Here is a 25,970-nt window from a genome sequence, read left to right as displayed (position 1 = left end):
AAGAAAACGAAGGCTCTATGAAAATTGAAAAAATGAAAATATCGATTTATTTCTGCTTAATACTTTCTGTATTAATTGCAATTTCCTGTACGTCTTCAAATAAAAACACTGAAGTTGGAGAAAACGGAAAACAAGCTGTAGATTACATAGACCCAATAATTGGAGCGGTAACTTATGGAGAAAAGTCTAAAGACGCGCATGGTTTTGGAAAAACATTTCCGGGTTCGGCAACACCATTTGGTTTGGTGCAACTAAGTCCAGATACGGTTTCGGATGGAGATAATGGTCCCGGCTACTCTTATGCACACACAACACTAGAAGGTTTTAGTTTTACCCACATGAGTGGTATTGGCTGGTTTGGCGATCTTGGTAACTTTTTAGTGACGCCAACCGTGGGTAAACTACAAACCAACAGAGGAATACCTAAAGAGCCAGAAAGTGGCTACCGCTCACGTTTTTCTCATAATACCGAAGTAACTCAAGCAGGATATTACTCAGTAGTTTCAGAAGATTATAAAGTAAAAACAGAACTAACATCGGCACCAAGAGCTGGTATTATTCGGTTTACATATCCTGAAAGCGATAGTTCACGTGTTCAGATCGATTTAGCGCGTCGTGTTGGTGGAACATCAACAGAACAATACATAAAAGTAGTAAATGAAAATACAATTGAAGGTTGGATGAAGTGCCCTCCAGAAGGCGGTGGCTGGGGAGCCGGTGCAGGTAATGCAGATTATGTGGTTTATTTCTATTGCCAATTTAGTAAGCCTTTAAAAGACTATGGAATTTGGAGTGCAGATATTCCTGATGTCCCTAGAAAAATGCGTTTTATTCGAAGAGATAATTATCAAGATGCCGTAAAAAATGCCGAAATATTTAAAGGCAAAAACGAAATGCAAGGCAAGCACTTGGGCTTCTACACTAACTTTGATACTAAAGCTGGAGAAGAAGTTTTATTAAAAAGCGGAATTTCTTTTGTTAGTATTGAAGGTGCTAAAGAGAATTTAGAGCACGATATTAACCATTGGGATTTTGACAAAACAAGGCAAGAAGCTCGTAATTTATGGAGTGAAGCCATTTCAAACATAACCGTTGCTGGAGCAACCGATGTCGAAAAGACTGTTTTTTACACATCGCTTTACCATACTTTAATAGACCCACGTGCTTTTTCTGATGTGAATGGAAATTACATGGGAGCCGATAAAAAAGTACATCAATCAAGCCATTTTACATACCGAACTATATTTAGTGGCTGGGATGTATTTAGGTCGCAATTTCCGCTACAAACAATTATTAACCCAAGTTTAGTAAACGACGAAATAAATTCGTTGTTACAAATGGCAGAGTTGAGTGGTCGAGAATATTTACCACGCTGGGAAATGTTAAATTCTTACTCTGGAGTTATGCTGGGTAATCCTGCTGTTTCAGTTATTAATGATGCTTATCAAAAAGGCATCCGTAATTATGATGTAGAAAAAGCATTTCAATATTCATTAAACACAGTAAATAACACAGGAAACGGTGAATTAGGCTATTCACATAAGCATATTTCAAAAACATTAGAATATGCTTATTCTGATTGGGCTTTAGCAACTATGGCAGAATCTTTAGATAAAAAAGAAATTGCAACAGAATATTTTAAACGTAGCAAAAACTACAAAAACATATGGAACGAAGAGGTCAATTGGTTTCGAGCCAAAGATAGTTCTGGCACATGGTTACCTTGGGAAGGAAAAACCAAACATGGCCAAGGATGTATTGAAAGTAATCCTTATCAACAAGGTTGGTTTGTACCACATGACATTGATGGTTTAAAGGAACTTATGGGCGGTGAAGAAGCTTTTAAAAATGAATTAATTTCTTTCTTTGAGAATACACCAGACGATTTTCTTTGGAATAACTATTATAACCATCCAAACGAACCTGTACACCATGTTCCGTTTATGTTAAACGAAGCCGGTGTACCGCATTTAACGCAAAAAACAACACGTACAATTTGTAGCGATGCCTATGGAATAGATGCTTATGGCTTATGCGGTAATGAAGATGTTGGGCAAATGTCTGCTTGGTACGTTTTAGCTTCAATAGGCATCCACCCTATTGCCCCTGGCGATAACAAATATCAAATAACAAGTCCCGTTTTTAGTACTGTTGAAATTAAATTAGATCAAGATTATTATTCTGGTAAAACATTTAAAATTATTGCCACTAACAATTCCCGAGAAAACATTTATATCCAATCCATTAAATTAAATGGTAAAACTTTAGATAGATATTGGATTTCTCACGAAGAAATTACTCAAGGAGGAACTTTAGAGATGAATATGGGGCCTGAACCAGCCAAGGGGTAATTAAAAAAACTAAAAGCTTTAATTGAAAATCTTTAATGAAGTATTAAAATGTAACTTCTATTATGACAAAATATAACATTCTTTACCTTTTAGTTTTTATTAGCTTTTTTTCTTGCAATGAAATTAAAACAGAAAAAAAACAACCCAACTTTATTTTTATATTAGTAGATGATCTAGGTAAAGAATGGTTTTCTAGCTATGGTGCAACCGAGGTAAATATGCCAAATATTGATGCTTTAGTTAATACAAGTATAAAGTTTAATAATGTGTATTCTATGCCGCAATGTACGCCTAGTCGCGTGGCATTAATTACAGGGCAATATCCATATAACAATGGATGGGTAAACCATTATGATGTGCCACGATGGGGACACGGTGCCAATTTCGACGCAGAAAGAAATCCAAGTTTTGCGAAATCATTACAGCAGGCGGGATACAAAACGTGCATTGCTGGTAAATGGCAAATTAACGATTTCCGTATCGAACCTAATGCCATGAAAAAAGCTGGTTTTGATGAATTCTGTATGTGGACAGGTTACGAATCTGGTATTGCTGAAAGTGATAAGCGCTATTGGGATCCTTATATTTTTACAGAAGAAGGTAGCAAGACTTATAAAGGTAAATTTGGACCTGATTTATTTTCTGATTTCATTATAGATTTTATGAATGAAAATAAAGAAAACCCATTTTGCATCTACTACCCTATGGTCTTAACCCATAGTCCCTTTGTTCATACGCCTCTAGAACCTGAAGTTAAAACAAAATATGAAAAGCACTTAGCTATGGTGCGCTATACCGATTTTATAATTGGTAAAATTCTCGATAATTTAGAAAAATCGGGATTAGCGGATAACACTTATTTGGTTTTAACAACCGATAATGGTACATCGCCTTCAATAATAGGAAAAAGAAATGGTGAATATATACGTGGTGGAAAGGCCTACCTTACTGAAAATGGTATTAATTCACCATTTATAGTTAAAACTCCAAACAACAAACATTTTATAACCAATGCATTAGTCGATTTCACAGATATACTGCCAACATTTTTAGATTTAGCTGGAGTTGATAAACCATCAAACATAAAGCTTGATGGACATTCGTTCGCTAAAGTATTAACGGGAAAAAATGATAAGAGTGAGCGTGATTATATACTTTCCATGGGTGGTTTACCTAGCCATATAAACAAAGATGGTTGGCTAGAAAACCCAATACTATTTAGAGATCGTGTGCTTAGAAATGAAAAGTATAAAATCTACATCGATACGCTTCAGCAAATTCATCGATTGTTTGACATGGAAAACGACCCATACGAAACCCACAATTTAATTGAAAATAAAGAAATGGAAACTGTTTTAAACTTATTCAAAACAAAAGTAGAGGCGCTTCCAACTTTAGATAATAACCCTGTATATACAAAAACGAAAGGCTTACCAACCGATGTAAATCCTGAATTTTTAAATAAAGCAGCCGAACGTACAAAACATCGTAAAAACAATATGATGGGCTTGGCAACCGAAGCTCAATTTTTAAAACTAAAAAATCAGCAAGTCATAAAATAAAATAACCATTGAAAAAACACAAACACATATTATACCTTTTAAGTTTAGTGTGCATGGGCCTAAATGCGCAACACAAATTATATGTTTCTACAAAAGGTAACGATGCCAACATTGGCAGTAAAAATGAACCTTTAGCTACTTTAACCGCAGCTCGAGATGCCATTAGAAAACAAAAGAGTGATCCTTCATTTCAAGATCAATCATTTTGGGTCATTGTAGAAGATGGTCGCTATTTTATGAAATCTCCACTAGTACTTTTACCAGAAGATAGCGGTACTGAAAACCACCCTGTAATTTACAAGGCTGAAGAAGGTGCAAACCCTATATTTAGTGGCGGAAAAATAATATCCGGTTTTGTAACAAATAAGTCCGGCTTTTGGGAAACTAATATTTCTGAAACCGCATATTATGGATGGAAATTCGATCAACTCTATGTTAATAATACTCGAGCAACTTTAGCCAGAACACCTAACAAAGGCTTTATAAAGATTGATACAGTAACACAAAATATTTGGAAACAAGGAGCCTCGAAAGTGGCAGAAAAAGCAGAACAACATATATTTTTAAAGGCCGAGGATTACAAAATACTATCACAAATAAAAAAGGCAGAGTTACGCAACGCCCGTTTTAAAGCTTACCATAAATGGGATTATACTTTAAGGCATATCGATGCTTTAGATCCAGACAGCCTAAAGATTGTAACATCAGGAAAAGGCATGAAACCATGGAACCCTTTAAAAAAAGATAGACGTTTAATTTTTGAAAATTACGAAAACGCTTTAGATGTTTCAGGCGAATGGTTTCTAAAAGACAATGGAACACTATTATACAAACCTTTCGAAAATGAAAGTATAGAAAATGCTGAAATAATAGCTCCTGTTTTAGAAAACCTGATTACAATTTCTGGTGATGCAGCGTTAAATAATTACGCAGAGCATATTTATTTTAAAGGTTTAAGCTTTAAACATTGTCATTATAAAATACCTTTAACTGGTTATGAGCCGAGCCAAGCCGCAGCTAAACTTAATGCTGCAATTCTAATTGAGGAAGCTAAAAATATTAAAATTACTAATTGTGAAGTTTCAGAAATAGGACAACATGCGGTTTGGTTCGGAAAAGGATGTAGCAATGCTTTAATAGAACACACTTACATTCATAATATTGGCGGTGGCGGTGTATACTTGGGAGATTTTAAACCTTTAGAAGGAAATTTGCATACGCATCATATTTCAGTAAATAATAACATTATACAAACTGGCGGACAAATATTCCCTACGGCAGTTGGTGTTTGGGTTGGCCATAGCTCGGATAATACGGTATCCCATAACGATATTGGCAACTTTTACTATACAGGGGTTTCTTTAGGTTGGGTTTGGGGATATAAACCCAGTTTAGCAAAACGCAATACCATTTCTTATAATCATATTCATCATATTGGATGGGATTTGCTTAGCGATATGGCAGGCATTTATACACTTGGCGCTTCCGAAGGAACGCAGGTTAAAAATAACGTTATTAATAATGTTCATGCCTATTCTTATGGTGGATGGGGTATGTATGCCGACGAAGGTTCTTCAGGAATTACCTTTAAAGACAACTTAGTTTATAATACTAAAACTGGCGGATTTCAGCAGAATTACGGAAAAAACAACGTAGTTGAAAACAACATCTTAGCCTTTGCTAAAAAGTATCAATTACAATGTACTATTTCTGAAAATCACAAGTCATTCACCTTTAGAAATAATATTACCATTTTTAAAGAAGGGCTTGTTGCTAAAGGCGCTTGGGATGATGTAAACGCCGAAATAGATAATAATATCTATTGGAATATTAATGGCAGTGATTACAACTTTAACAATCACGATTTTAAAGAGTGGCAAAAGTTAGGTTTCGATAAAAACAGCTTTATTTCTAATCCCTATTTTAAAGATGCTGAAGGCTTCAATTTTAACTTCAAAAGAAAAAAAACGTATCAAAAAATAAGTTTTAAACCATTCAACTATTCTGAAGCTGGAGTTTATGGCAGTCGTAATTGGATTGAAAAATCTAAATTACCTCAATCTATAACAAATGCCTTTGATAATGCTGTTGAAACTAACATGAAAATGAATATAAAAAGATAATTATGAAAAAATATATCACCCTTCTATTTTTAGCTTTGTTGTTTGCATCCTGCACACAACCCAAACCTTCATTTAAGCAAGAAGATATTTCTTTAATACCAAAGCCAACAAGCTTTAAATTAAACGAGAGTTCGTTTCGTTTTGATTCTAATACAGTAATGGTTGTACAAGATAAAAGCCAACAAAAGGCAGCAAATTACCTTAAAGGCTTATTTAGCAAAGCCGCAGGTTACAATTTGGCTCAAGTAACTTCAACTACAAATGAAGCCGTAATTTTCGAAACTATAGACGGCTTAAAAAATGGAGCTTATCATTTAATAATTACACCTACTTCAATAAACATAAAAGCAACCGAAGAAAGCGGTTTTTTTAATGCCGTTCAAACCATTCGCCAACTACTTCCAGTAAGTATAGAAAGTGAAATTGTAATTTCAGTAAATTGGGATGTACCATGTGTAGTTATTGAAGATGAACCTCGCTTTGAATGGCGTGGTATGCATAATGATTTTAGTCGTCATTTTATTGGTATAGATGAAGTTAAAAATTTCTTAGACTACATGGCGCTTTATAAGTTGAATACATACCATATGCATTTAACAGACGATCAAGGTTGGAGAATTGAAATAAAAAAGTATCCGTTACTAACTGAAAAAGGTGCTTGGAGAACTCCAAACAATCAAGATACTATCTGTATAGAAAGAGCCCAAGAAAATAAGCTATATACTATTGATGAAGCCAAGTTTAAAACCATTGATGGCGAACGTAAATACGGTGGTTTTTTTACACAAGAACAAATAAAAGAAATAGTTGCCTATGCTGATGATAGATGTATTACGGTAATTCCTGAAGTGGATATACCTGGTCACTTTAAGGCTGCCATTGATAATTATCCGTTTTTATCTTGTAATGAAGAATCTGGTTGGGATACCGTTTTTACTTACCCTACTTGTTTAGGAAAAGACACCACATACGAATTCATGAAAAATGTGCTAAGCGAAGTGGTAGAATTATTTCCTACGGAATATATACATATTGGAGGTGACGAGGTTAATATAAAATCTTGGGAAACATGCCCGCATTGCCAAAAAGTTATTACAGATAATAAATTAAAAGATGAGCACGAGTTACAATCGTTTTTCAACAGAGATATAGAACAGTTTTTACATAACAAGGGCAAAAAACTCCTTGGTTGGGATGAAATTGTTGAAGGTGGATTAACCAAAGATGCTACCGTAATGTGGTGGAGAGGTTGGAGACCTGAAGCTCCTAAAAAAGCTGCCGAAAATGGCAATAGTGTGATAATAACACCTACAGACGCTTATTATTTCGATTATTTAAATGAAGGCAACACCCTAGAAAAAGTTTATAATTACGAGCCTATTCCTAAAGATTTCACTACTGAAGAAGCTAATAATGTTTTAGGAATTCAAGCAAATCTTTGGTCAGAATGGATTCCAAGTTTCATAAGGTTACAATACCAAGCGTTCCCAAGAATGTTAGCTGTGGCCGAAAATGCTTGGGTAAATCAAGAACGCGATTTTAAGGCCTTTAATGGCAGAGTGGAAAAACAATATAATAGGTTGGATGTTTTAGGTATTTATTACTACATCCCCACAGTAAAAGGTTTAGATAAAACCATAGCTATGGTAGACAGCACAGAAGTAACATTAAGTTTGGCATATCCTCTAGATGGTGTAGAAATTTATTATACCACCGATGGCTCCATACCAACAAATAAAACCAACTTATACACAAAACCGTTTACTGTTAATGATACCATTGAAATAAAAGCAAGAGCTTACAAAGGTGACATTTTTAACGATATCAAGAAAACTAAAATCGAGAAAAAGGAATATACCGAAGCTATTAGTATAACTCCTAAAGAAAAAGGTTTAAAGCGTTTTTTAATATCAGGCAAACTTAAAAAAGTTGAAGATATTAACCTCAAAAAAGTAACAAAATGGGAAGCAGTAGATCGTGTTGATCTCGCAGAGTTTATAGATAAAAACCCTGTTAACATGATTTTTTCTGGATATTTTCATGCCGAAAAAGATGGTATTTATCAATTTGAAACCCGTTCTGATGGAGGCGACCATTTATTTATAGGAGATATACTTGTAGTTGATAATAGCGGATGGCACGGACCAAGAAAACGTTATGGCCATGTAGCTTTAAAAGCAGGTTGGCACCCAATAACCATAAAATACAGACCAAGCGATAAGCCAAGAGTAATAAATGCTTGGTATGGTTTACAAGGCGAAGTACTAAAGCCTATTAATAGTTCTGTTACAAGTTTTTAATTGAATAAAAATATAAAAATGAAACAATCTCGTTTTAAAATAACCATATGCTTTTTAGTGCTTTTTAGTTCGTTAGGAGCAAAAGTAGTCGCTCAAAAAACACCTTTAATTTTAGATATGGTACATCACAACCCTGGTGAATCTCCATATGAAACTAAATATAATAATCCGGCTGTAATTAAAGATATGGGGTATAATGGGAAAGTCTATTTTCTATTTGAATCTCCTGCTCTAGCCATTAATTGGGAATCTGTAGATCCGGATATTTTACCCAAAGGAACGGAAGACCGTAAATGGGTAGATAAAAAAGCCGAACAAATAAACCAAATGCATGCGAAATGTAAAGCAGAAGGAATGGCTATTTATGCCATGTCCGATTTGGTTTTGTTTCCTAAACGATTAATTCAAAAATTTGATATTAAAGACACTTTTGGAAATCCAAATGATCCATTAACTGAAAAATTGATACGCGCCCAAATTAATGAAATGTTTGATCAATTTCCAGATCTTGATGGTTTAGTAGTTCGTATAGGGGAAACATATTTGCATGACGCACCTTATCATCTTGGTTCTATTGAAGATAAAAAAAATCCCGAAAAAACAATTATTCCTCTCATCAATATATTAAAAGAGGAGATTTGCGAAAAAAGAGATAAACAACTTATTTTTAGAACTTGGGGTGCTTTTGATGTTGATTTAAAGGCGTACATGAAAGTAAGTAAAGCTGTAGAACCACATAAAAATTTAATAATAAGTGTTAAACACTGCGAAGGCGATTTTCACAGAGCTAATGCATTTAGTAAAGTTATTGGTCAAGGGCGTCATCGTCAAATTATTGAAGTACAATCTGCTCGAGAGTATGAAGGTAAAGGCGCGTATCCTAACTATATTGCTAATGGCGTTATAGACGGTTTTGAAGAACACGCTAGAATGCCTGAAGAACGTATTACTAGCATTCAAGAATTTGTAGATACAAAACCAGAACTATATGCTGGTGTTTGGACATGGTCTCGTGGTGGTGGATGGGATGGTCCGTACGTTAAAGATGAGTTATGGTGCGATATAAACTCTTGGGTGATGGCGCAATGGGGACAACATACAAATAATACAGAAGAATTTATTTTCAATAGATATGCCACTGAACGTTTAAACTTAAAAGATAATGATGTTGCCAAATTTAGAAAACTCTGTTTACTTTCGGCTGAGGCAGTTGTTAGAGGACGAAACAGCACATATAGAGATATGAATCCTTGGTGGACAAGAGATCAAGGGATTGCATGGCCTATGGTAGCTAAAGGTGATTTACAACAGAAGCGAAATTTACTTCAAAAAGATGAAGCCATAGATAAATGGAATGAAATAGTTAAATTGGCTAAATCTATAAATTGGCAAAATGAAGAGACTAAAAATCATGCAATAGGATCTGCTGAGTACGGTTTAGAACTCTACACAATATATAGAACACTTGTTTACATGAAATATGCAGACGATAATGGAAATAAAAAAGACGTTCAAAAGTGGATTAAAGCTTATGACAAAGCTTGGAGTAAATATAAGAAGTTAGCAACAGAGTATGCTACAATAGCAACACTTTATACTCAAGATTATGAGCGGCATACATCTAATAATGCAAATAAAAGAGTAGATAAATTAAGAAAAAAATAGAATCAATTACTAAAGTATACTACCCGAAAACGTTTGTAAGTTTTAAAAAAAGGCGTCTAAAAATACATTTTTAGACGCCTTTTTAATCTATACTTGAGCTGTTATTTTCTGTTTGCTTTTTTCGCCAACTTTGCAGCTTTCTTTTCTTTAGGCGTTAATGTTGCCTCTTTTTTTACATTCTTTTTTGAATCTTGTGATTTAGCCATAACGTATTTTATTAGGATTTTTTATTGTGGATTAAATGTAGTAAAAAGGATGCTATGAAAATTTTATTACCTCATTCTTTTATAAAGAATAATAGTAACGATTACTGCCTAGTAAAACCATTAACACAAATATTTATTTATTTTATTATTGAATGAGCGCTAAATTTAAAGGGCTTCTAGAAAACTTATTCTTCCCTCCTATTTTTTGATTTAAGTCGAATTGTTTTTATCATAGTGTTGTTAAACATTGAAAAAACATTATTACGAAAACATATCTATTCATTCAAAAATCAATATGCACAAAAACAAGCAAGTCCTCTTAAAATGAAAACAAGATTTAATAAACTCGAAAATTAAATAAAACTTATATAATTAAATTAATAATTTTTATTTACATTTATGCCTCAACAAGCTATAATCAAGCTTGTTACACATCCTCCCTATTTACTTTCAAAATTTTAAGCATATGCCAATTTTAGTATTTAATACTAAATATTGATGTAGAGCTGTTTTTGTTACTGCTCTAGAAACGAGAAATCGAACTTGGTTAAAAACAATTAATAAAACCACTTAAACGGCTATTAATAACGTTAATTATGAAAAAAACAACCAATCATCTTTCTTTAATTGCATTGCTTGTTGTAATAACTTTTACAACTCAAAGTTGCGAGCAAAAGAAAACTAACAAAGAAATTAAAAACGAAGTATTTATTGAATCTATAAAACCTGAATACTTTTTACTTCGACCAGAAGTAGAAAAAGCATATGGATATTCGCACGCTGTGAAAATTGGAAATGATATTAAAATTTCTGGTGCTGTGAGTATGGATGATCAAGGAAATCCAACTGCGATGGGCGATTTAGGACAACAAATGAAAAATTGTTATACCGACTTGGAAAAAATACTGAAATACTATGGTTGCACATTTGACGACGTAATTGTAGAAAACATTTTCACAACTAATATGGCATTATTTCTGGAAAATGCAGCTTACAGAAATAAAATTTACACGAAACAATTTCCAACAGGTTCTTGGCTTGGAGTAAAAGAATTGGCAATACCAGAGTTTATGATTGAAATAGAATTAGAAGTACATAAATCTAAATAATAGTACAAATGCAAAAAAACTATAAGCACATGCTTATCCTTATTGATTTTTAGTTAAGGAAGCCGACGAAGAACAAAATTCGTTAAGTGCTTTTTTCAAAGCTTTTGCTAAACTATACAAACTAACGACACTTTTTTACGAACCACTTAAAAAAACCATTAAATGTTAATTTCTATAAAAAACAAAAACACGATTATCATGAAAATCAAAATTTTAGTATTCTGTTTAACATTAATCATATTTTCTTGTAAAAAAGACAAAACAAGCCAAGTGGCAATCGACCGCGAAATTAAGCAATATACCATTGAGCAGTTTATGGATAATGAAGCTGTTTATGGCGGAAGCTTTTCTTCTGATAATAGTAATTTATTAATATCAAGCAACCGTTCTGGTATTTATAATGTTTACACAATTCCTATAAAAGGAGGAGAAATCACTGCTATTACAACATCTGATAGCACATCGATTTTCGCGGACTCATACTTCCCTAATGACAATAGAATGTTACTTAGTGCAGATGGAAATGGTGATGAAATTGATCATCTATTTGTACGAGAACTAGATGGTACAATTAAAGACATTACACCAACTGCAGATGCAAAATCCAGTTTCTACGGATGGTCTAAAGATCATAAATATTTGTACTATGAATCTAATAAAAGAGATCCTCGGTATTTTGATGTTTATAAACTTTCTATAGATAATTATGGTTCAGAACTCTTGTATCAAAATAATGATGGTTTAGATTTTATTCTAATGTCTGATGATGAGAACTTTTTTGCTTTATCAAAAAGCTTAAATACCAATGATTCTGATTTGTTTCTTTATAATGTAAAGACTGAAGAAATGATTAAAATTAATGATAATATGAGTGCTAATTCTGCTCAAGATTTTTCTGAAGATAATTCTGCGTTGTATTACACAACAGATGATGGTGGTGAATTTTCATACTTAATGTCTTATGATTTAAATTCAAAAGAAAAGAAAAAAGTTATTGAGAAATCCTGGGATATAGTGGGTAGCAGTCTTACATCCAACGGAAAATATATGGTAGTTTATACTAACGAAGATGGAAAAAATGCTGTTGAAGTATTAGATTCTAATACAATGGCACCTATAAACTTGCCCAATTTCGGAAATAAGAGCATTACCAGTGTAACCTTAAGTGACAATGAAAAGTGGATGAGAATGTATGTTGGAGGTTCTAATTCTCCTTCAGATTTGTACACGTACAATTTAGAAACTACAGAGCAACATAAATTAACTAGCGTTTTAAATAATGATATAGATGTTGAAGATTTAGTAACGGCAAAAGTAATTCGGTTTAAATCTTTCGATGGCACCGAAATTCCAGCCATTTATTATTTACCTCATCAAGCTTCAACAGATAATAAAGTACCCGCACTAGTATTGGTACATGGTGGTCCAGGAGGTCAAACTCGTCAAAATTTTAATTCTTTCACACAATATATTGTAAATCATGGCTATGCTGTTTTGGCAGTTAATAATCGAGGTAGTAGTGGTTATGGAAAAACCTTTTTTAAAATGGATGATAAAAACCATGGAGAGAAAGATTTACAAGATTGTGTTGAAGGTAAAAACTGGTTAGCAGAGCAAAATGAAATTGATGGCTCCAAAATTGGAATTGCCGGAGGATCTTATGGAGGTTACATGACGATGGCCGCATTAACCTTTACTCCAGAAGAATTTAATGTAGGTGTTAACCTATATGGTGTTACTAATTGGCTGCGCACAATGAAAAGTATTCCTCCTTATTGGGAATCGTTTAGAGAGTCATTATATTTAGAATTAGGTGATCCATTTTCAGCAGACTCTGTTCGTTTAAAACGTATTTCTCCTTTATTTCATACAGAAAAAGTAACCAAACCATTAATTGTTTTACAGGGTTCTCAAGATCCAAGAGTATTACAAATAGAATCTGATGAAATTGTTGCAGGAGTAAGAAAAAATAATGTTCCTGTAGAATATGTTTTATTTGAAGATGAAGGTCATGGTTTTATAAAAAAAGAAAATCAAATAGAAGCTTACAGCAGAATTTTAAAATTTTTAGATAAATATCTTAAAAATGAAACTTTACCTGTTGACGGTAAAACTACTAACATCGAAATTCCAGTAGTACAAAAAGAATAAAGCAGCACTATTAACTATAACATTGTCTCATGCTGAAGTTTAGGAACAACTATATATAATTGTTATTGATTAATAATAAAACATTCTCACATGAAAAATGTTTTTGGTAAATGCTTACACGATTAAAACAAACAATTTTCAATACTAATATCAAAGCTGTTAGGCTTCGTTATAATGAACACAGCTCTATTTAGAAATAAAAATTAAAGAACATATAATTATGAAAACTAAAAAAACATTGAAGTTATTGATGCTTTATACAATGCCTTTTCAACTGGAGATATGCCAACCGTTCTAGGATTTATGCATTCTAAAATTACATGGAACGAAGCCGAAAGTAATTCACTTGCAGATGGCAATCCATATATTGGTCCAAATGAAATTTTAGAAGGTGTATTCGCTTGTCTTGGAGCCAATCAAGATCACTTTACCCTGCAAAATAAGTTCACGGCATGATCGATAACATGGTGCTGGCCACTCTAAGATATGACGGTAAAGTAAAAGCAACAGGAAAGACATCTAATGCGCAAGCCTCACATTTATAAACGCTTAATGATGAAAATAAAATTATTGCCTTTCAGCAATATATTGATGCTAAAAAGTTGGCGGTAATAAGAAAAAACCATAGAACTAATTAAGAACATATGAAAATATTTAAGAAAACAGGAAAATGGTTTTTAATTTTACTGGGAGCAATTGTTGCGTTTATTTTAGTTGTATTGCTAATAATCCGAATCAATAGTTCTGGAAATGAAGAACCTTTTTTAGACGAAAAGGGTAATGTCCTTCCGAATAGTATCGCTACGCACGAGGATATGACAATAAATGGAGTACCACAAAGGATTACCATTAGAGGAAAAGACAAGAATAATCCCGTGCTACTAATAGTCCACGGAGGACCAGGAGCACCAATTTTACCCGTAATTTACAAACTCACAGGAGTTGATTTAGAAGATATATTTACAGTTTGTTATTGGGAACAAAGAGGCTCTGGACTAGCTTATAATGACAGCATACCTGATTCATCCATTACCTTAACCCATATAGTAGATGATGGTTTGGAACTATCAAATCACTTAAAAAAGACTTTCAAAAAAGATAAAATTTACATCGAAGGTTTATCGTGGGGAACTGCTGTAGCTGCTTATATGGTTCAAAAAAAACCTGAATTATATCACGCCTATATTGGTAGTGGTTTGATGGCTAACCTATCGCTTTCAGAAGAATTATCTTATGAATTTGCTATGTCAGAATCCCAAAAACATAATGATAGCATTTCAATCAATCAATTAAAACAAATTGGAAAACCACCTTATATTGAAAATTCAAAAAACACAGTATCTGAAGCCTTTGAAATAGAACGACAGATTGTAATGAAGTATGCACCAATAAAATTAGACACCGATTTTAATTTTATTAAAAATATGTTTTTAGATAATGGGTTGACGTTTAAGGAAAAATTTACTGATATGATAAATAGTCCTGAATCTTACTATCCTGCATCAAAGATTTTAGAATCTACTGCCATCGATATGAATCTAATGCGTGATATACCGGAATTTAAAGTGCCCGTTTATATATTACAAGGAGACAACGACCATTTTACCGAAACACCTGTAGCAAAAGCGTATTTTGATTCCATTGTTGCACCGTCTAAAAAATGGTTTTTATTTGAAAATGGAACACACGGTGTGCAAATTGAATATCCCGAAAAATATCGTTCAATATATATCAATGAAATACTTAAAAAATAATTACTACAGCCAACCATGCCTATAAGTAATTGCTTGTTATGGCCTACTTCTAAAAATCCTCGCGGATTTACAGTTCGGCGTGTACTTGCAAAGTTAAGAGCAAATCCAAGCAACTACTCATAGCCGAGATCGCTACACACTATTTAAAACACCTAGAAAATGACAGCTAAAAGATTTTTACTCATACTCTTTTTACTTTTGACCTATCAATTCGGTTTCCCGCAAGCAGATAATTTTAAGTCCTATTACATACCTGCCGTCAATGGAACCAAATTGGCCATGGACGTTTACTTTCCAGAAGATTATAACCATCAAAAACTTCCCGTACTCTTTGAGTTTACACGATACTGGAGAGGCAAGGAAGACCCGAAAACAGGAAAGCCAATTGCTTCACTCAACAAATTAGACAAGTATTTTCTTGACCATGATTACATCCTTGCAAAAGTTGATGTTAGAGGGACGGGTGCCTCATATGGAGTTCGTACAGCAGAATACTCGCCTACGGAGGTGAAAGATGCTTGGTACATTGTTGATTGGGTCGTAAACCAATCATGGTCCGATGGAAAAGTTGGAGCCTATGGCACCTCTTACTCTGGAACAACTGCAGAGCTTTTATGTGCTACCGAACACCCAGCCATTAAAGCTGTAATTCCAGGATGGTCCGATTTTGACGTATATGAAAGCCCTACACGTCCTTATGGAATGATCGCAACTAGTTTTATAGCGACATGGAGTCAATTTGTTGATTGGTTGGACCAAAATTCCGTGGAGAATCTGAGGGCAAGTGTGAGGCGTGTGAGTGAAGATTTTCCAACAGATGCCATCAAAGAACATAAAAACAACCCAATCGTATTAGAAACTGTTGCTAAAGCACCTTACAAGGATTCCAAATTTGGGGGTTTTAAATTCGAAGAAATTGATCCTTTGCATTGGAAAAAGGAAATTTCAGAATCAAATGTACCCATGCTTGTTCTTACGAGTTGGCTTGATGCTGGAACCGCTGAAGGCACTTTATTAAGATTACAGCACTTTACTAATCCGCAGAAAGTTGTATTGATGCCTACTTCACATGGCGGGAGGTCTCATGCCAGCCCATTTCTTGTTTCTGACAGTATTGTTGCCCCTGTTCCTTCGGTGACTGAACAACTTAGACTGCAACTGGACTTCTTTGACCATTATATAAAGGGGAATGATAAAGGAGTTGACGATTGGCCAACCATCAAGTACTATAATTTTGGGGAAGAATCATTTAAACAATCCGATATTTGGCCACCAAAGGGACAAGAAAGAATTAAATACTATTTAGATGCCAACGGAGAATTAAAAGCTTCAACCCCTAATGAACCTCAGGGTATGGATGAATATATCGTTGACTTTTCGGTAAGTACTGGTACAAATAATAGGTGGACAACCCAAATGGGAAAACCCATTCTTAACCTTGATAATCGCAATGCCTCCGATTCTTTAATGCTAACGTATACCACCGCACCTCTTGCAGAGCCCCTTCAAATTACAGGAACATCGGTAATCTCGCTCAGTTTGTCGTCCACACACGAAGAAGGGGGTATTTTTGTCTACTTGGAAGATGTTGACCCAACTGGAAAAAGCAGATATATCACTGAAGGAGGGCTTTTGCTTGAACATCGAAAATTATCCAAAAATGATATGTTCAAGGAGATACCGTATCATTCATTTAGAAAATCAGATGCATCACCAATGCCCATTAATAAAATTGAAGAAGTTAGTTTTAAATTACATCCAACATCTATTCTCATCAAAAAAGGACACGCTATAAGAATTGCTATTTCTGGGGCGGATAAGGACACATTTGATATAGTACCGACCGAAGGAACACCAACTTTAAACATCTACAGGAATAAAACAAACAAATCTTTTTTAGAATTACCAATAATAAAATAAAACATATGCATAACAATGGTTATAGGTAATTGCTTGTTCTCAAATACTTTAGAAAGTTAATCACTAAACCACGCAACTACTCATAGTCGAGACTGTTACCTTTTATTTAAACCGTTAATCAAAAATAAACTTCGTTTCTAAACTCTATATAATTATGTCTTTTAAAACGCCTATTGATCCAAATAAAAGAATTGCAATTATAGATATTCTTCGTGGATTTGCACTACTCGGAATCATTTTCATGAATATGAGCTTTTTTAGTGGTTACATGTTTATTCCTTTTGAAGAGCTAAAACAGATATCGAATTTTGGGTTAGATGAAAAGTTATATAATCTTTTGGCAATTGCGGTTACAGGAAAATTTTACACTATATTTTCAATATTGTTTGCTGTTGGTTTTTATATACAATTCAACAAAAACAGAGATAGTACTATCCATTTTCTAAAAACGTATCGGAGAAGATTGTTCATTTTGTTAATCATCGGGATCCTACACACTCTATTTTGGTATGGAGATATATTACTTACATATTCAGTATTTGGGTTTATTCTTATTTTATTTCGTAATGTAAAATCCAAAAATTTACTTCGATGGTCTTTATTTTTTCTGTGTGTACCATTTTTCTTGGATTTTGCTCTTTTGCCATTTACTGAAGCCTTGCTGAAAATTAATCCTCCAAGCACAGCACCATCTATAGCTCACGTCTCCTATCCGGACATATCCAATTCAGATGTTATTAATACTTTTAGAGAAGGTTCTATTGTTGAAATTTTCATGTTAAATATTCATAATTTTATATGGAAGAATTTAGCTTATATTCCATCAGGAGGCTATTTTAAATTTCTTGGTATTTTTCTTTTGGGCTACTATTTAGCATCAGTGGATTTCTTTAAGAAAGCATCGAAACCTACAGGGCTAATATTGGCCATATTAATCAGTGGGATTATGATTACCATTGCCTCAAAACTTTTAGGAGGCAATCCATATGGGGTACCAACTTTGCAAAACATTCGGTACAAATTCTTAACACTAGTTGCGCAACTGCTTATGAGTATTTCTTATATTATGACAATAATTAAAATTGCTCAAAATGTAATTGGTAAAAGAATACTTGAATATTTGATACCTGTGGGCAGAATGGCCTTGAGTAACTATATTATTCAAACAGTTTTAATGGTTGTCATTTACTATAATTTAGGATTTGGTCTGTTTGGTAAAACAGGATTAATCTCAACGTTTATTATTGCTATTATAATCGTTGTTTTTCAAATAATTCTGAGTAATATGTGGTTGAAATACTATCGATTTGGGCCTCTTGAATGGGTTTGGCGAAGCCTAACCTATAAAAAGTGGATAAAAATTCGCCATGAAAGAAACATATGAATTGAATTAAATAACGTCAAGCACAATTGAAATACCTTTAACAAAACTTTAAACAAGTCTAATAATCTTGGACTCCAAAATAAACCCACAATGAAACAGACACAATTAATTATTTTCTTTTTACTTATCACCGTAATCTCAAAAGCACAAACTAGTGAACTTGGCACATTTGCAGATCAAATTTATTTTAATGGAGAGATTTATACCATGAACGATAAAAGCCCAATAGTGGAAGCTGTGGCCGTAAGAGCCGATTCAATTCTATCTGTAGGAAGTAAAGAACTTGTCATGAAGTTAAAAGGGGATACAACCCAACTCTTTGATTTAAAGGGCAAGACCATGGTTCCTGGTTTAATAGAGGGGCATGCCCATTTGTATGGTATTGGAAATAATTTATTGGAAGTTGACTTGGGTGGAACTAAGAGTTATGAGGAGGCTATTGAGAAAGTGGCTAAAAAAGCAAAAAACACGCCGAAAGGAGAATGGATTATAGCTAATGGATGGCATCATGATAAGTGGGATACGCAACCTACATTAATCAAAGGGTATCCTACAAATAAGATGTTATCTGCTGCTATACCAGATCATCCTGTTATTCTTGTACATGCTTCTGGACATATTATAATTATAAACCATAAAGCGATGGATATTGCAGGAATCAATTCAAAGACGCCTCAACCAGATGGCGGGCAAATAGTTTTAGATTCAAATGGTGAACCAACCGGAATTCTTAATGAAACTGCAGGAGATTTAGTGTTCAAGTTTTTACCCGAACCTACAAAGGAAGATGTAAAAGAGACAATAATTCTGGCTTTAGAAGAGTGTTTTAAAAATGGTATCACCGGATTTCATGATGCTGGTTCAGGTGGCTACATGGTAAACCTTTTTGAAGAAATGGCCGCGCAAAACCTAATTAAACTAAGGCTTTATGTTATGCTTCGCGGAACACACCCTGAACTTCTAAAATATTATTTTAAGAAAGGTATTCAATTGAACTTATACGACAATCAACTAACCATTAGATCTATTAAACTAATGGCAGATGGGGCTTTAGGCTCAAGAGGCGCCTGGTTATTGGAAGAATATACGGATGCACCCGGAAAACATGGTCATAATGTTACTCCAATGGAGGATATTAATAGAATTGTTAAAAACGCCTACAAAAATGGTTTTCAAGTTGGTATACATGCCATAGGCGACAGAGCAAATCGTGAGGTTTTGGATATTTATGAGAGCACATTTAAGACTAAATCTACAAATAGTTCACAAGACCCAAGATTTAGAATAGAACATGCCCAACATTTCGACCCAGCAGACATTCTTAGGGTTGCTGAATTGGATGTTATTCTAGCAATGCAGGCTATTCATATGTCATCAGATAGACCTTGGGCCATTGATCGTCTAGGAGAGAAACGTATTACCGAAGGTGCCTATATATGGCAGACCTTATTAAAGTCTGGAGCAAAGATTGTGAACGGAACCGATGCACCTGTAGAACCCCTTAATCCTATGGCTGGCTTCTATGCGTCAGTATCCAGAAAAACCCTAAAAGGGTTGCCAGATGGTGGTTACGAACCTCTGCAAAAAATGACAAGGAATCAAGCGCTCAGATCTTATACATTGGACGCTGCCTATGCGGCATTTCAAGAAAATGACAAAGGAAGTATTGAAGTTGGAAAATGGGCAGATTTCACCATACTTGACAGAAATATTATGACAATTCCAGAAAATCGAATACTAGAAACTAAGGTCGCTATGACGATTATTGGAGGAGAAGTAGTTTTTAACAGTAAAAAAAATTGATTAAACATTCTCTAATCGATATAGGAAGTTGATTATTATAGATTGGTTTGAAAGTAGATACCTAAAATAATGTAAATTCGAAATCGATATTTTCAAATTATACTCAATGAAAACTTAACTAAACATTTTTCTTGAGAAACGTAAAACGATAGGGCTATTTAAAAAAATGAAATTATTAAGTCTACCTTCAAAACAAATATCAAAAGTTTCAGCAAAGGCATAGAGCTTATACTTAAACTTGTTTATATCATAGCTGAATTTTGTCCAATCTTTTTGTTGCTAATTATAAGTCATGAGCCGATTGCATTATTTAATTGGCTCAAAAACACACAAAATAATGAGCCGATTATCTAAATTAATCGGCTCATTATTAAACTATGCCTTCTTAAAACACAGTATTATTTTTACTATAAACTAAATATATAACAGACAAACCCCTTCTTACCTCCTATTAATTTAAACGAAGCTATTGAGTATTTATAAATTTTTCTGAATTAATAAACTCGCATTCATAATAGAATCGGAATCCTATTATTAGGATTATAAATTTTTTAATAAAAAACTAAAAAATCTTTACAGTTTATTTTTTTTATTTATATTTAAACTCCAATAAGTTGTAAGCAAGCTTATTACCCTCTCCCCCTATTTATTTTCATAATTATAAGCACAAGTCAATTTTAGTAATTAACGCTAAATATTGTCGATGAGTTATGTGTTTTTTACAGGCTCTTTGATTAATGTTTAGATTAAGGTAAATAGAATTATTTTATTCTGTTAAAAAGTAAAAATATCGTTTAACATAAAACCAATAACATGAAGCATTTTACTTATAAAGTATTTTTAATTTTCGCAATATTTGTAGTTTACCAACCTCTTTTCTCTCAAGACAGAACTATCATAATGGGGACCGCAACAATAAAAAACATTTGTAAGGATGGGAAAGTTTCTGGTGAAGGCGGTAAATGCGTTTTTGAAGTAAAATTTTACCCTCAGGATAATTTAACTCTAGATCAAGCTAAAGCTAAAGCTGCAGAATTTGGTTTGTCTTTAGCAACCCCAGAAGAACTAACCGAAGCTTATACATATTTAAAGTTAAATCAACATTCATATGGTCTATTAGCAAATGGCCAAATGGCAGTTCCAATTCAAGCTGATATCAGCACCTTTAAGAAAGGACCGAATATTGGCATTACAGGTGGTAATCAAGGTTTCTTTTATACTATGAAACCAGGTACGCCTATTGTGGCGCCTCCAAAACCAATTACAACTACAAATTCTGGATCTAATGTAATAAAACTTAGCGGAGACGCAGGTACCCCGGTAGTTATAGACCAAAGTAAAGATGGTTATTATAACCGTGAGTTTTTTAAATTAAATGGTATTAACTATAGTGATAGTCAAGCAGCAGTTTATGATGCATACGAAAAAAAATATGCAAATGGTGTAGGTAATATTATGCAAGATAAATGGGATGATGCAAATTATCAGCATATTTTGAACCGTTCGCTAGATCAATATATAAATGAAAAATTCCCTAACCGCTATAAAAACAACACGACTCACTTAAAAAGTTACCTAAAATATTTAATTACCAATAAAGATAACACCTGTAAATCGTGTAAATTAACACGATATGAGTTTGTTGGTTTTTTTGTTCCTGAATATTTAAAAACCCTAAGAACTGGAGCAAACCCAGTACTTAGCAAGCAATTTTCAGAATATGTAAGTTTTCATTTAGCTAAAGCAAATAGATATACGCTAGAATCTTGGAAATACTACTCTAGAAGTACAACTGCAGAATTAAATGATACTCCATTTATTCCGGGTTTACGTTTTAATGACGGTCCTACTCTTATAGATAGAGAAGATATAGAGCCTATTGTTTATGATGACACTGGCAGAGGAAGGTTTATAAAATCAGGAATTCCCTTAGGAGATAAAACAGTAAATGAGTTTAAGAGTAAAGGTATGCATGGTAGTCCTATGTATTTTACCCATAAGCAAAATATGACAATATTAGATTTTTCAATGCCACTTGTAGCCCAGTCATTTCCTGATGATCCTGAAGTGAGTGAGTTATTAAGTGTCCCAAATTACCTATCAAAAAATTTGAGTGCAGAAGCACAAGCCTTAAATATAGTATCAAGTCATGCTCAGAAAGCAGGAATTAGTTTTGCAACAGGAGCGGCAGTATTATTTTCAGCTCAGGCATTAAATGCCTTTTCAGTAGCATTAACTGCAGCAACGAATATATCAGGAGCTACTATAAATGGTGTTGTCATGACTTATACTATTCAAAGTGCTTCATTAGGAAGCAAAGCCATAGGGCCAGCATTATCATCGGCAATAGGGCCAGTTGCTGTAGGCGTAAGTGTTTTTATGGTAGGTTTTATGCCCACTGGCGGAAAGGCTATTGAAATTGCAATTTTTGAAAACAGTTTAAAAGAAGGTTGCTATATAAAACCTCGAAATGAAAATTGGCAAACAATGAGTGATCAAGAAAAAATTGAAAATTTTACTTTCTTATTCAAAATGCTTGTTCTTGATGCTAACGACTTTACTTATTTAATTCCTGATCATACTGCTAGTATAAGTGAGCAACGCAAACTAGAAACTGAAGCTGCAAATATGGTAAATAATGCTCAGCTTAAAAGTCAAATACTAGCGAGCATGGATACTCGATATAATACCCCTAACATGTACTATTATAGAGAAGCAAACCTTACATTAGAACAAGCTATAAACAAAGCAAACTTTAATCGTTGGCAATTAGCAAAAGAAGATGAAGTAAGAGAAGCTTGGATTTCTGGTTTCGACGCTTATGCGTTTCTACGCATGGCAGATGGTCGTTTTGCTGTACCTGCTCAATCTGATCACAGTAACTTTAAAAGAGGCGCTAATATAGACGCAAAAGGTGGTAATCAAGGTTTTTTGTATACTGTAAACAGAAAAGACTATAAGCGAATACAAAGCAGATTTAAAAAGCATTTATACATTGCAAGTCAAAATAATTCTCCTCTGGAAGTAATTAAATCAAATGAAGACGAGCAACTATGGAAAGTTATACCTGCTGGCAATGGCTGGGTAAGAATACAAAACCTAAAAAACCCAGAATTGTATTTAAACTTCAGCGGTCATAAATTAGAAATTGTTAAAATCTTACCTAACTGGGCAAGTGCTTTGTGGAAATTTCAACCTGGTTATGGTGAATATATTAGAATACAAAATAATTGGTATCCTGATAAATATATTCACAATGAAAATGGAAAATTAGAGGTAGGTCCAATAACAGATAATATGTGGAGTGCGATGTGGAAATTTGAATAACTAAATTATTTTATTTATAAATATTATCAAAAAATGATAATGAGCCGATCAACAAAATTAATCGGCTCATTATTAAACTATCCCTTCTTAAAACACAGTATTATTTTTACTCTAAACTAAATAAATAACAGACAAGCCCCTTCTTAACTCATATTAATTTAAACGAAGTTATTGAGTATTTAGAAATTTTTCTGAGTTAATAAACTCGCATTCTTTATAGAATCGGAATTATATGTTTTTTTAATAAAAAGAATAAAAAATCTTTACAGTTTATTTTTTTTATCTATATTTAAACTCCAATAAGCTATAAGCAAGCTTATTACACACTTTCCCTATTTATTTTCATAATTATAAGCACAAATCAATTTTAGTAATTAACGCTAAATATTGTCGATGAGTTATGTGTTTTTTACAGGCTCTTTGATTAATGTTTGGTGTTGTTACGAGAATAGAATTAACATGAACCAGCTATTATGAAAAACATTATTCTCGCATTTTTTTCGCTCTTATCAATCAATATTATAGCACAGGAAATTAATATTAACAAATCGCTTAAAGGTTTTGATAAGTATATGTCTAATGTTTTGACTGACTGGAATGAACCAGGTGCAGGTGTTGCAATCATTCATAATGGAGAACTTGTATTCGTAAAAGGATATGGCTATAGAGATTATGGAAATAAACTTCCTGTTACAAAAAACACGCTATTTCAAATAGCCTCTAACACTAAGCTCTTTACTACAATAGCTGCTGGTATGTTAGTAGAAAAAGGAGTTTTTAATTGGGATAAACCTCTTACAGAATCTGTTCCAGAACTTCAGTTTTACAATGATTTCTTAAACAGTAATGTTACACTTAGAGATATGTTGGGGCATAAAACCGGTATTTCTAGGCATGATATGATTTGGTTTCAATCCGATTTTTCACGTAAAGAACTTTTTGAACGTATTAAATACCTAGAACCATCTATCCCCTTACGCCAAGACTTTATATACAATAATCTCATGTATACAGCCGTGGGTTATTCAATAGAACTCAGAACCGGAAAGACATGGGAAGAATATGTCAAAGAAAATATTTTCACTCCACTTGAAATGAATAACACTGTTTTTTCCATTGACGAAATGCAAAAATCAAGTGATCATGGAGTTCCTTATAATGAGATAAAAGACACTACGCTTCTATATAAAATTCCTCTTAAAGAAGATGGTGCAGGTGTAGGACCCGCAGGAGCTATTATAACAAGTTTAGATGATCTTTCTCATTGGGTAATTGCACTTATGAAAGATGGAAAGTATAAAAACAAAGAGGTAATACCCGCCTCCATAATTAATGAAACCTTGAAACCAGGTATTGCGTTTAGAAATTCAGATCTAGAAGAAAAAGGCTATAAAGAAAAGCTAAATTCCACTTATGGTATGGCAAGAGAAATTGAGATTTATAAAGGCAATGTATTAACAAAGCACGGTGGGGCAATGCCAGGATTTCACTCGCAAGTAATAATACTTCCTTATGATGATATAGGAATTATAACGTTTTCAATAGGTGATCATGGGGCAAGTTTAGGCAATACAATTATAGCATATAACCTCGTAGATAGGCTTTTAGGATTGAAGCAAACAGATTGGAATGGTCGATTGTTGGCTGATCACCTTAAAAGGAAAGAAATGGGTAAAAAAGCCAGAGCTCAAGTTGGGTTTGATAATGTTAAAGGAACCTCTCCAACACATAATATAAATGACTATTTAGGCACTTATGTTAACGAGGTCTATGGTGAGTTCATTATTGGAAAAGAAAATGACTCCCTTTATTTCAATTTTAGGAGAACAATTTTACCTCTGCAACATTATCACTACAACCGATTCGACACGCCAAATGATGAAATTCTAGGAAAATGGAGTATTAATTTTAGCGTTAGTCCACAAGGTGAAATATCTACAGCCGTAATTTCAATTGATGAAGGCCAAGTTACATTCAATAAAAAAACAGATGAATCTCTATCTAGCCCAGAAATATTAAACCTATATACTGGCACATACGAATATGCTGGCTCCGAGTTTGAATTAAAAATAAAAGATAACAAGCTAACCATGCTAGGAACTACAGACGAGGTACTTATCCCTTATAAAAAACACATATTTAAAGTGGAAAAATTCGACGATATGCAAATTGAATTCACAGAAAAAAACAATAAGATTTCTGGTTTGAAATATAAAGCACCATCTGGAATATTTGAGTGTAAGAAGATAAAATAACTTTAATAATATCATGAAAAAGTAGTATAACCCTTAATAGATATATAGTTAAAACTAACT

The 25,970-nt window shown here is 33.5% G+C and carries 14 protein-coding genes; all 14 read left to right on the top strand.

Annotation, left to right across the window (positions count from 1 at the left end; all coding sequences use genetic code 11):
* Window positions 1-17: 17 nt before the first annotated feature.
* The 14 genes from ACJJV4_RS18285 (at window position 18) to ACJJV4_RS18220 (ending at window position 25,910) form a co-directional block, all read left to right on the top strand.
* Window positions 18-2,351 carry a GH92 family glycosyl hydrolase gene (locus ACJJV4_RS18285; protein ID WP_405296840.1) on the top strand — a complete coding sequence of 778 codons (2,334 nt, stop codon included), beginning with the start codon at window positions 18-20 and terminating at the stop codon, window positions 2,349-2,351.
* A gap of 62 nt (window positions 2,352-2,413) precedes the next feature.
* The gene (locus ACJJV4_RS18280; RefSeq protein ID WP_405296839.1) at window positions 2,414-3,913 is read left to right on the top strand and encodes a sulfatase-like hydrolase/transferase; all 1,500 of its coding nucleotides are present in this window, start codon (window positions 2,414-2,416) and stop codon (window positions 3,911-3,913) included.
* An 8-nt stretch (window positions 3,914-3,921) separates the two neighbouring features.
* Window positions 3,922-6,036 carry a right-handed parallel beta-helix repeat-containing protein gene (locus ACJJV4_RS18275; RefSeq protein WP_405296837.1) on the top strand — a complete coding sequence of 705 codons (2,115 nt, stop codon included), beginning with the start codon at window positions 3,922-3,924 and terminating at the stop codon, window positions 6,034-6,036.
* 2 nt (window positions 6,037-6,038) lie between these two features.
* Complete coding sequence (locus ACJJV4_RS18270; RefSeq protein WP_405296836.1) at window positions 6,039-8,336, top strand: family 20 glycosylhydrolase; 2,298 nt, start codon at window positions 6,039-6,041, stop codon at window positions 8,334-8,336.
* A gap of 18 nt (window positions 8,337-8,354) precedes the next feature.
* Window positions 8,355-10,001 carry a hypothetical protein gene (locus ACJJV4_RS18265; RefSeq protein ID WP_405296835.1) on the top strand — a complete coding sequence of 549 codons (1,647 nt, stop codon included), beginning with the start codon at window positions 8,355-8,357 and terminating at the stop codon, window positions 9,999-10,001.
* 802 nt (window positions 10,002-10,803) lie between these two features.
* Entirely contained in the window at window positions 10,804-11,316 is a 513-nt protein-coding gene (locus ACJJV4_RS18260) for a RidA family protein (protein WP_405296834.1), read from the top strand.
* A 198-nt stretch (window positions 11,317-11,514) separates the two neighbouring features.
* The gene (locus tag ACJJV4_RS18255; RefSeq protein WP_405296833.1) at window positions 11,515-13,467 is read left to right on the top strand and encodes a S9 family peptidase; all 1,953 of its coding nucleotides are present in this window, start codon (window positions 11,515-11,517) and stop codon (window positions 13,465-13,467) included.
* Between the two features lie 282 nt (window positions 13,468-13,749).
* On the top strand, window positions 13,750-13,923 hold the full coding sequence (locus ACJJV4_RS18250; protein ID WP_405296832.1) for a hypothetical protein: 174 nt from the start codon (window positions 13,750-13,752) through the stop codon (window positions 13,921-13,923).
* Window positions 13,924-14,186: 263 nt separating this feature from the next.
* Window positions 14,187-15,221, top strand: a complete 1,035-nt coding sequence (locus ACJJV4_RS18245) for a hypothetical protein (RefSeq protein ID WP_405296831.1) — start codon at window positions 14,187-14,189, stop codon at window positions 15,219-15,221.
* Between the two features lie 159 nt (window positions 15,222-15,380).
* The gene (locus ACJJV4_RS18240; protein ID WP_405296830.1) at window positions 15,381-17,141 is read left to right on the top strand and encodes a CocE/NonD family hydrolase; all 1,761 of its coding nucleotides are present in this window, start codon (window positions 15,381-15,383) and stop codon (window positions 17,139-17,141) included.
* A gap of 154 nt (window positions 17,142-17,295) precedes the next feature.
* A complete protein-coding gene (locus tag ACJJV4_RS18235; RefSeq protein ID WP_405296828.1) occupies window positions 17,296-18,525 on the top strand; it encodes a DUF418 domain-containing protein in 1,230 nt (409 codons plus the stop codon).
* Between the two features lie 90 nt (window positions 18,526-18,615).
* Complete coding sequence (locus tag ACJJV4_RS18230) at window positions 18,616-20,328, top strand: amidohydrolase (protein WP_405296827.1); 1,713 nt, start codon at window positions 18,616-18,618, stop codon at window positions 20,326-20,328.
* Between the two features lie 813 nt (window positions 20,329-21,141).
* Entirely contained in the window at window positions 21,142-23,655 is a 2,514-nt protein-coding gene (locus tag ACJJV4_RS18225) for an RICIN domain-containing protein (RefSeq protein WP_405296826.1), read from the top strand.
* A 473-nt stretch (window positions 23,656-24,128) separates the two neighbouring features.
* The gene (locus ACJJV4_RS18220; RefSeq protein ID WP_405296825.1) at window positions 24,129-25,910 is read left to right on the top strand and encodes a serine hydrolase; all 1,782 of its coding nucleotides are present in this window, start codon (window positions 24,129-24,131) and stop codon (window positions 25,908-25,910) included.
* The last annotated feature ends 60 nt before the right edge of the window (window positions 25,911-25,970 follow it).

Origin of the sequence: Algibacter sp. Ld11, assembly GCF_045066735.1 — a bacterium.
GTDB lineage: Bacteria > Bacteroidota > Bacteroidia > Flavobacteriales > Flavobacteriaceae > Algibacter.
This window is presented reverse-complemented; position numbering and strand designations above follow the sequence as displayed.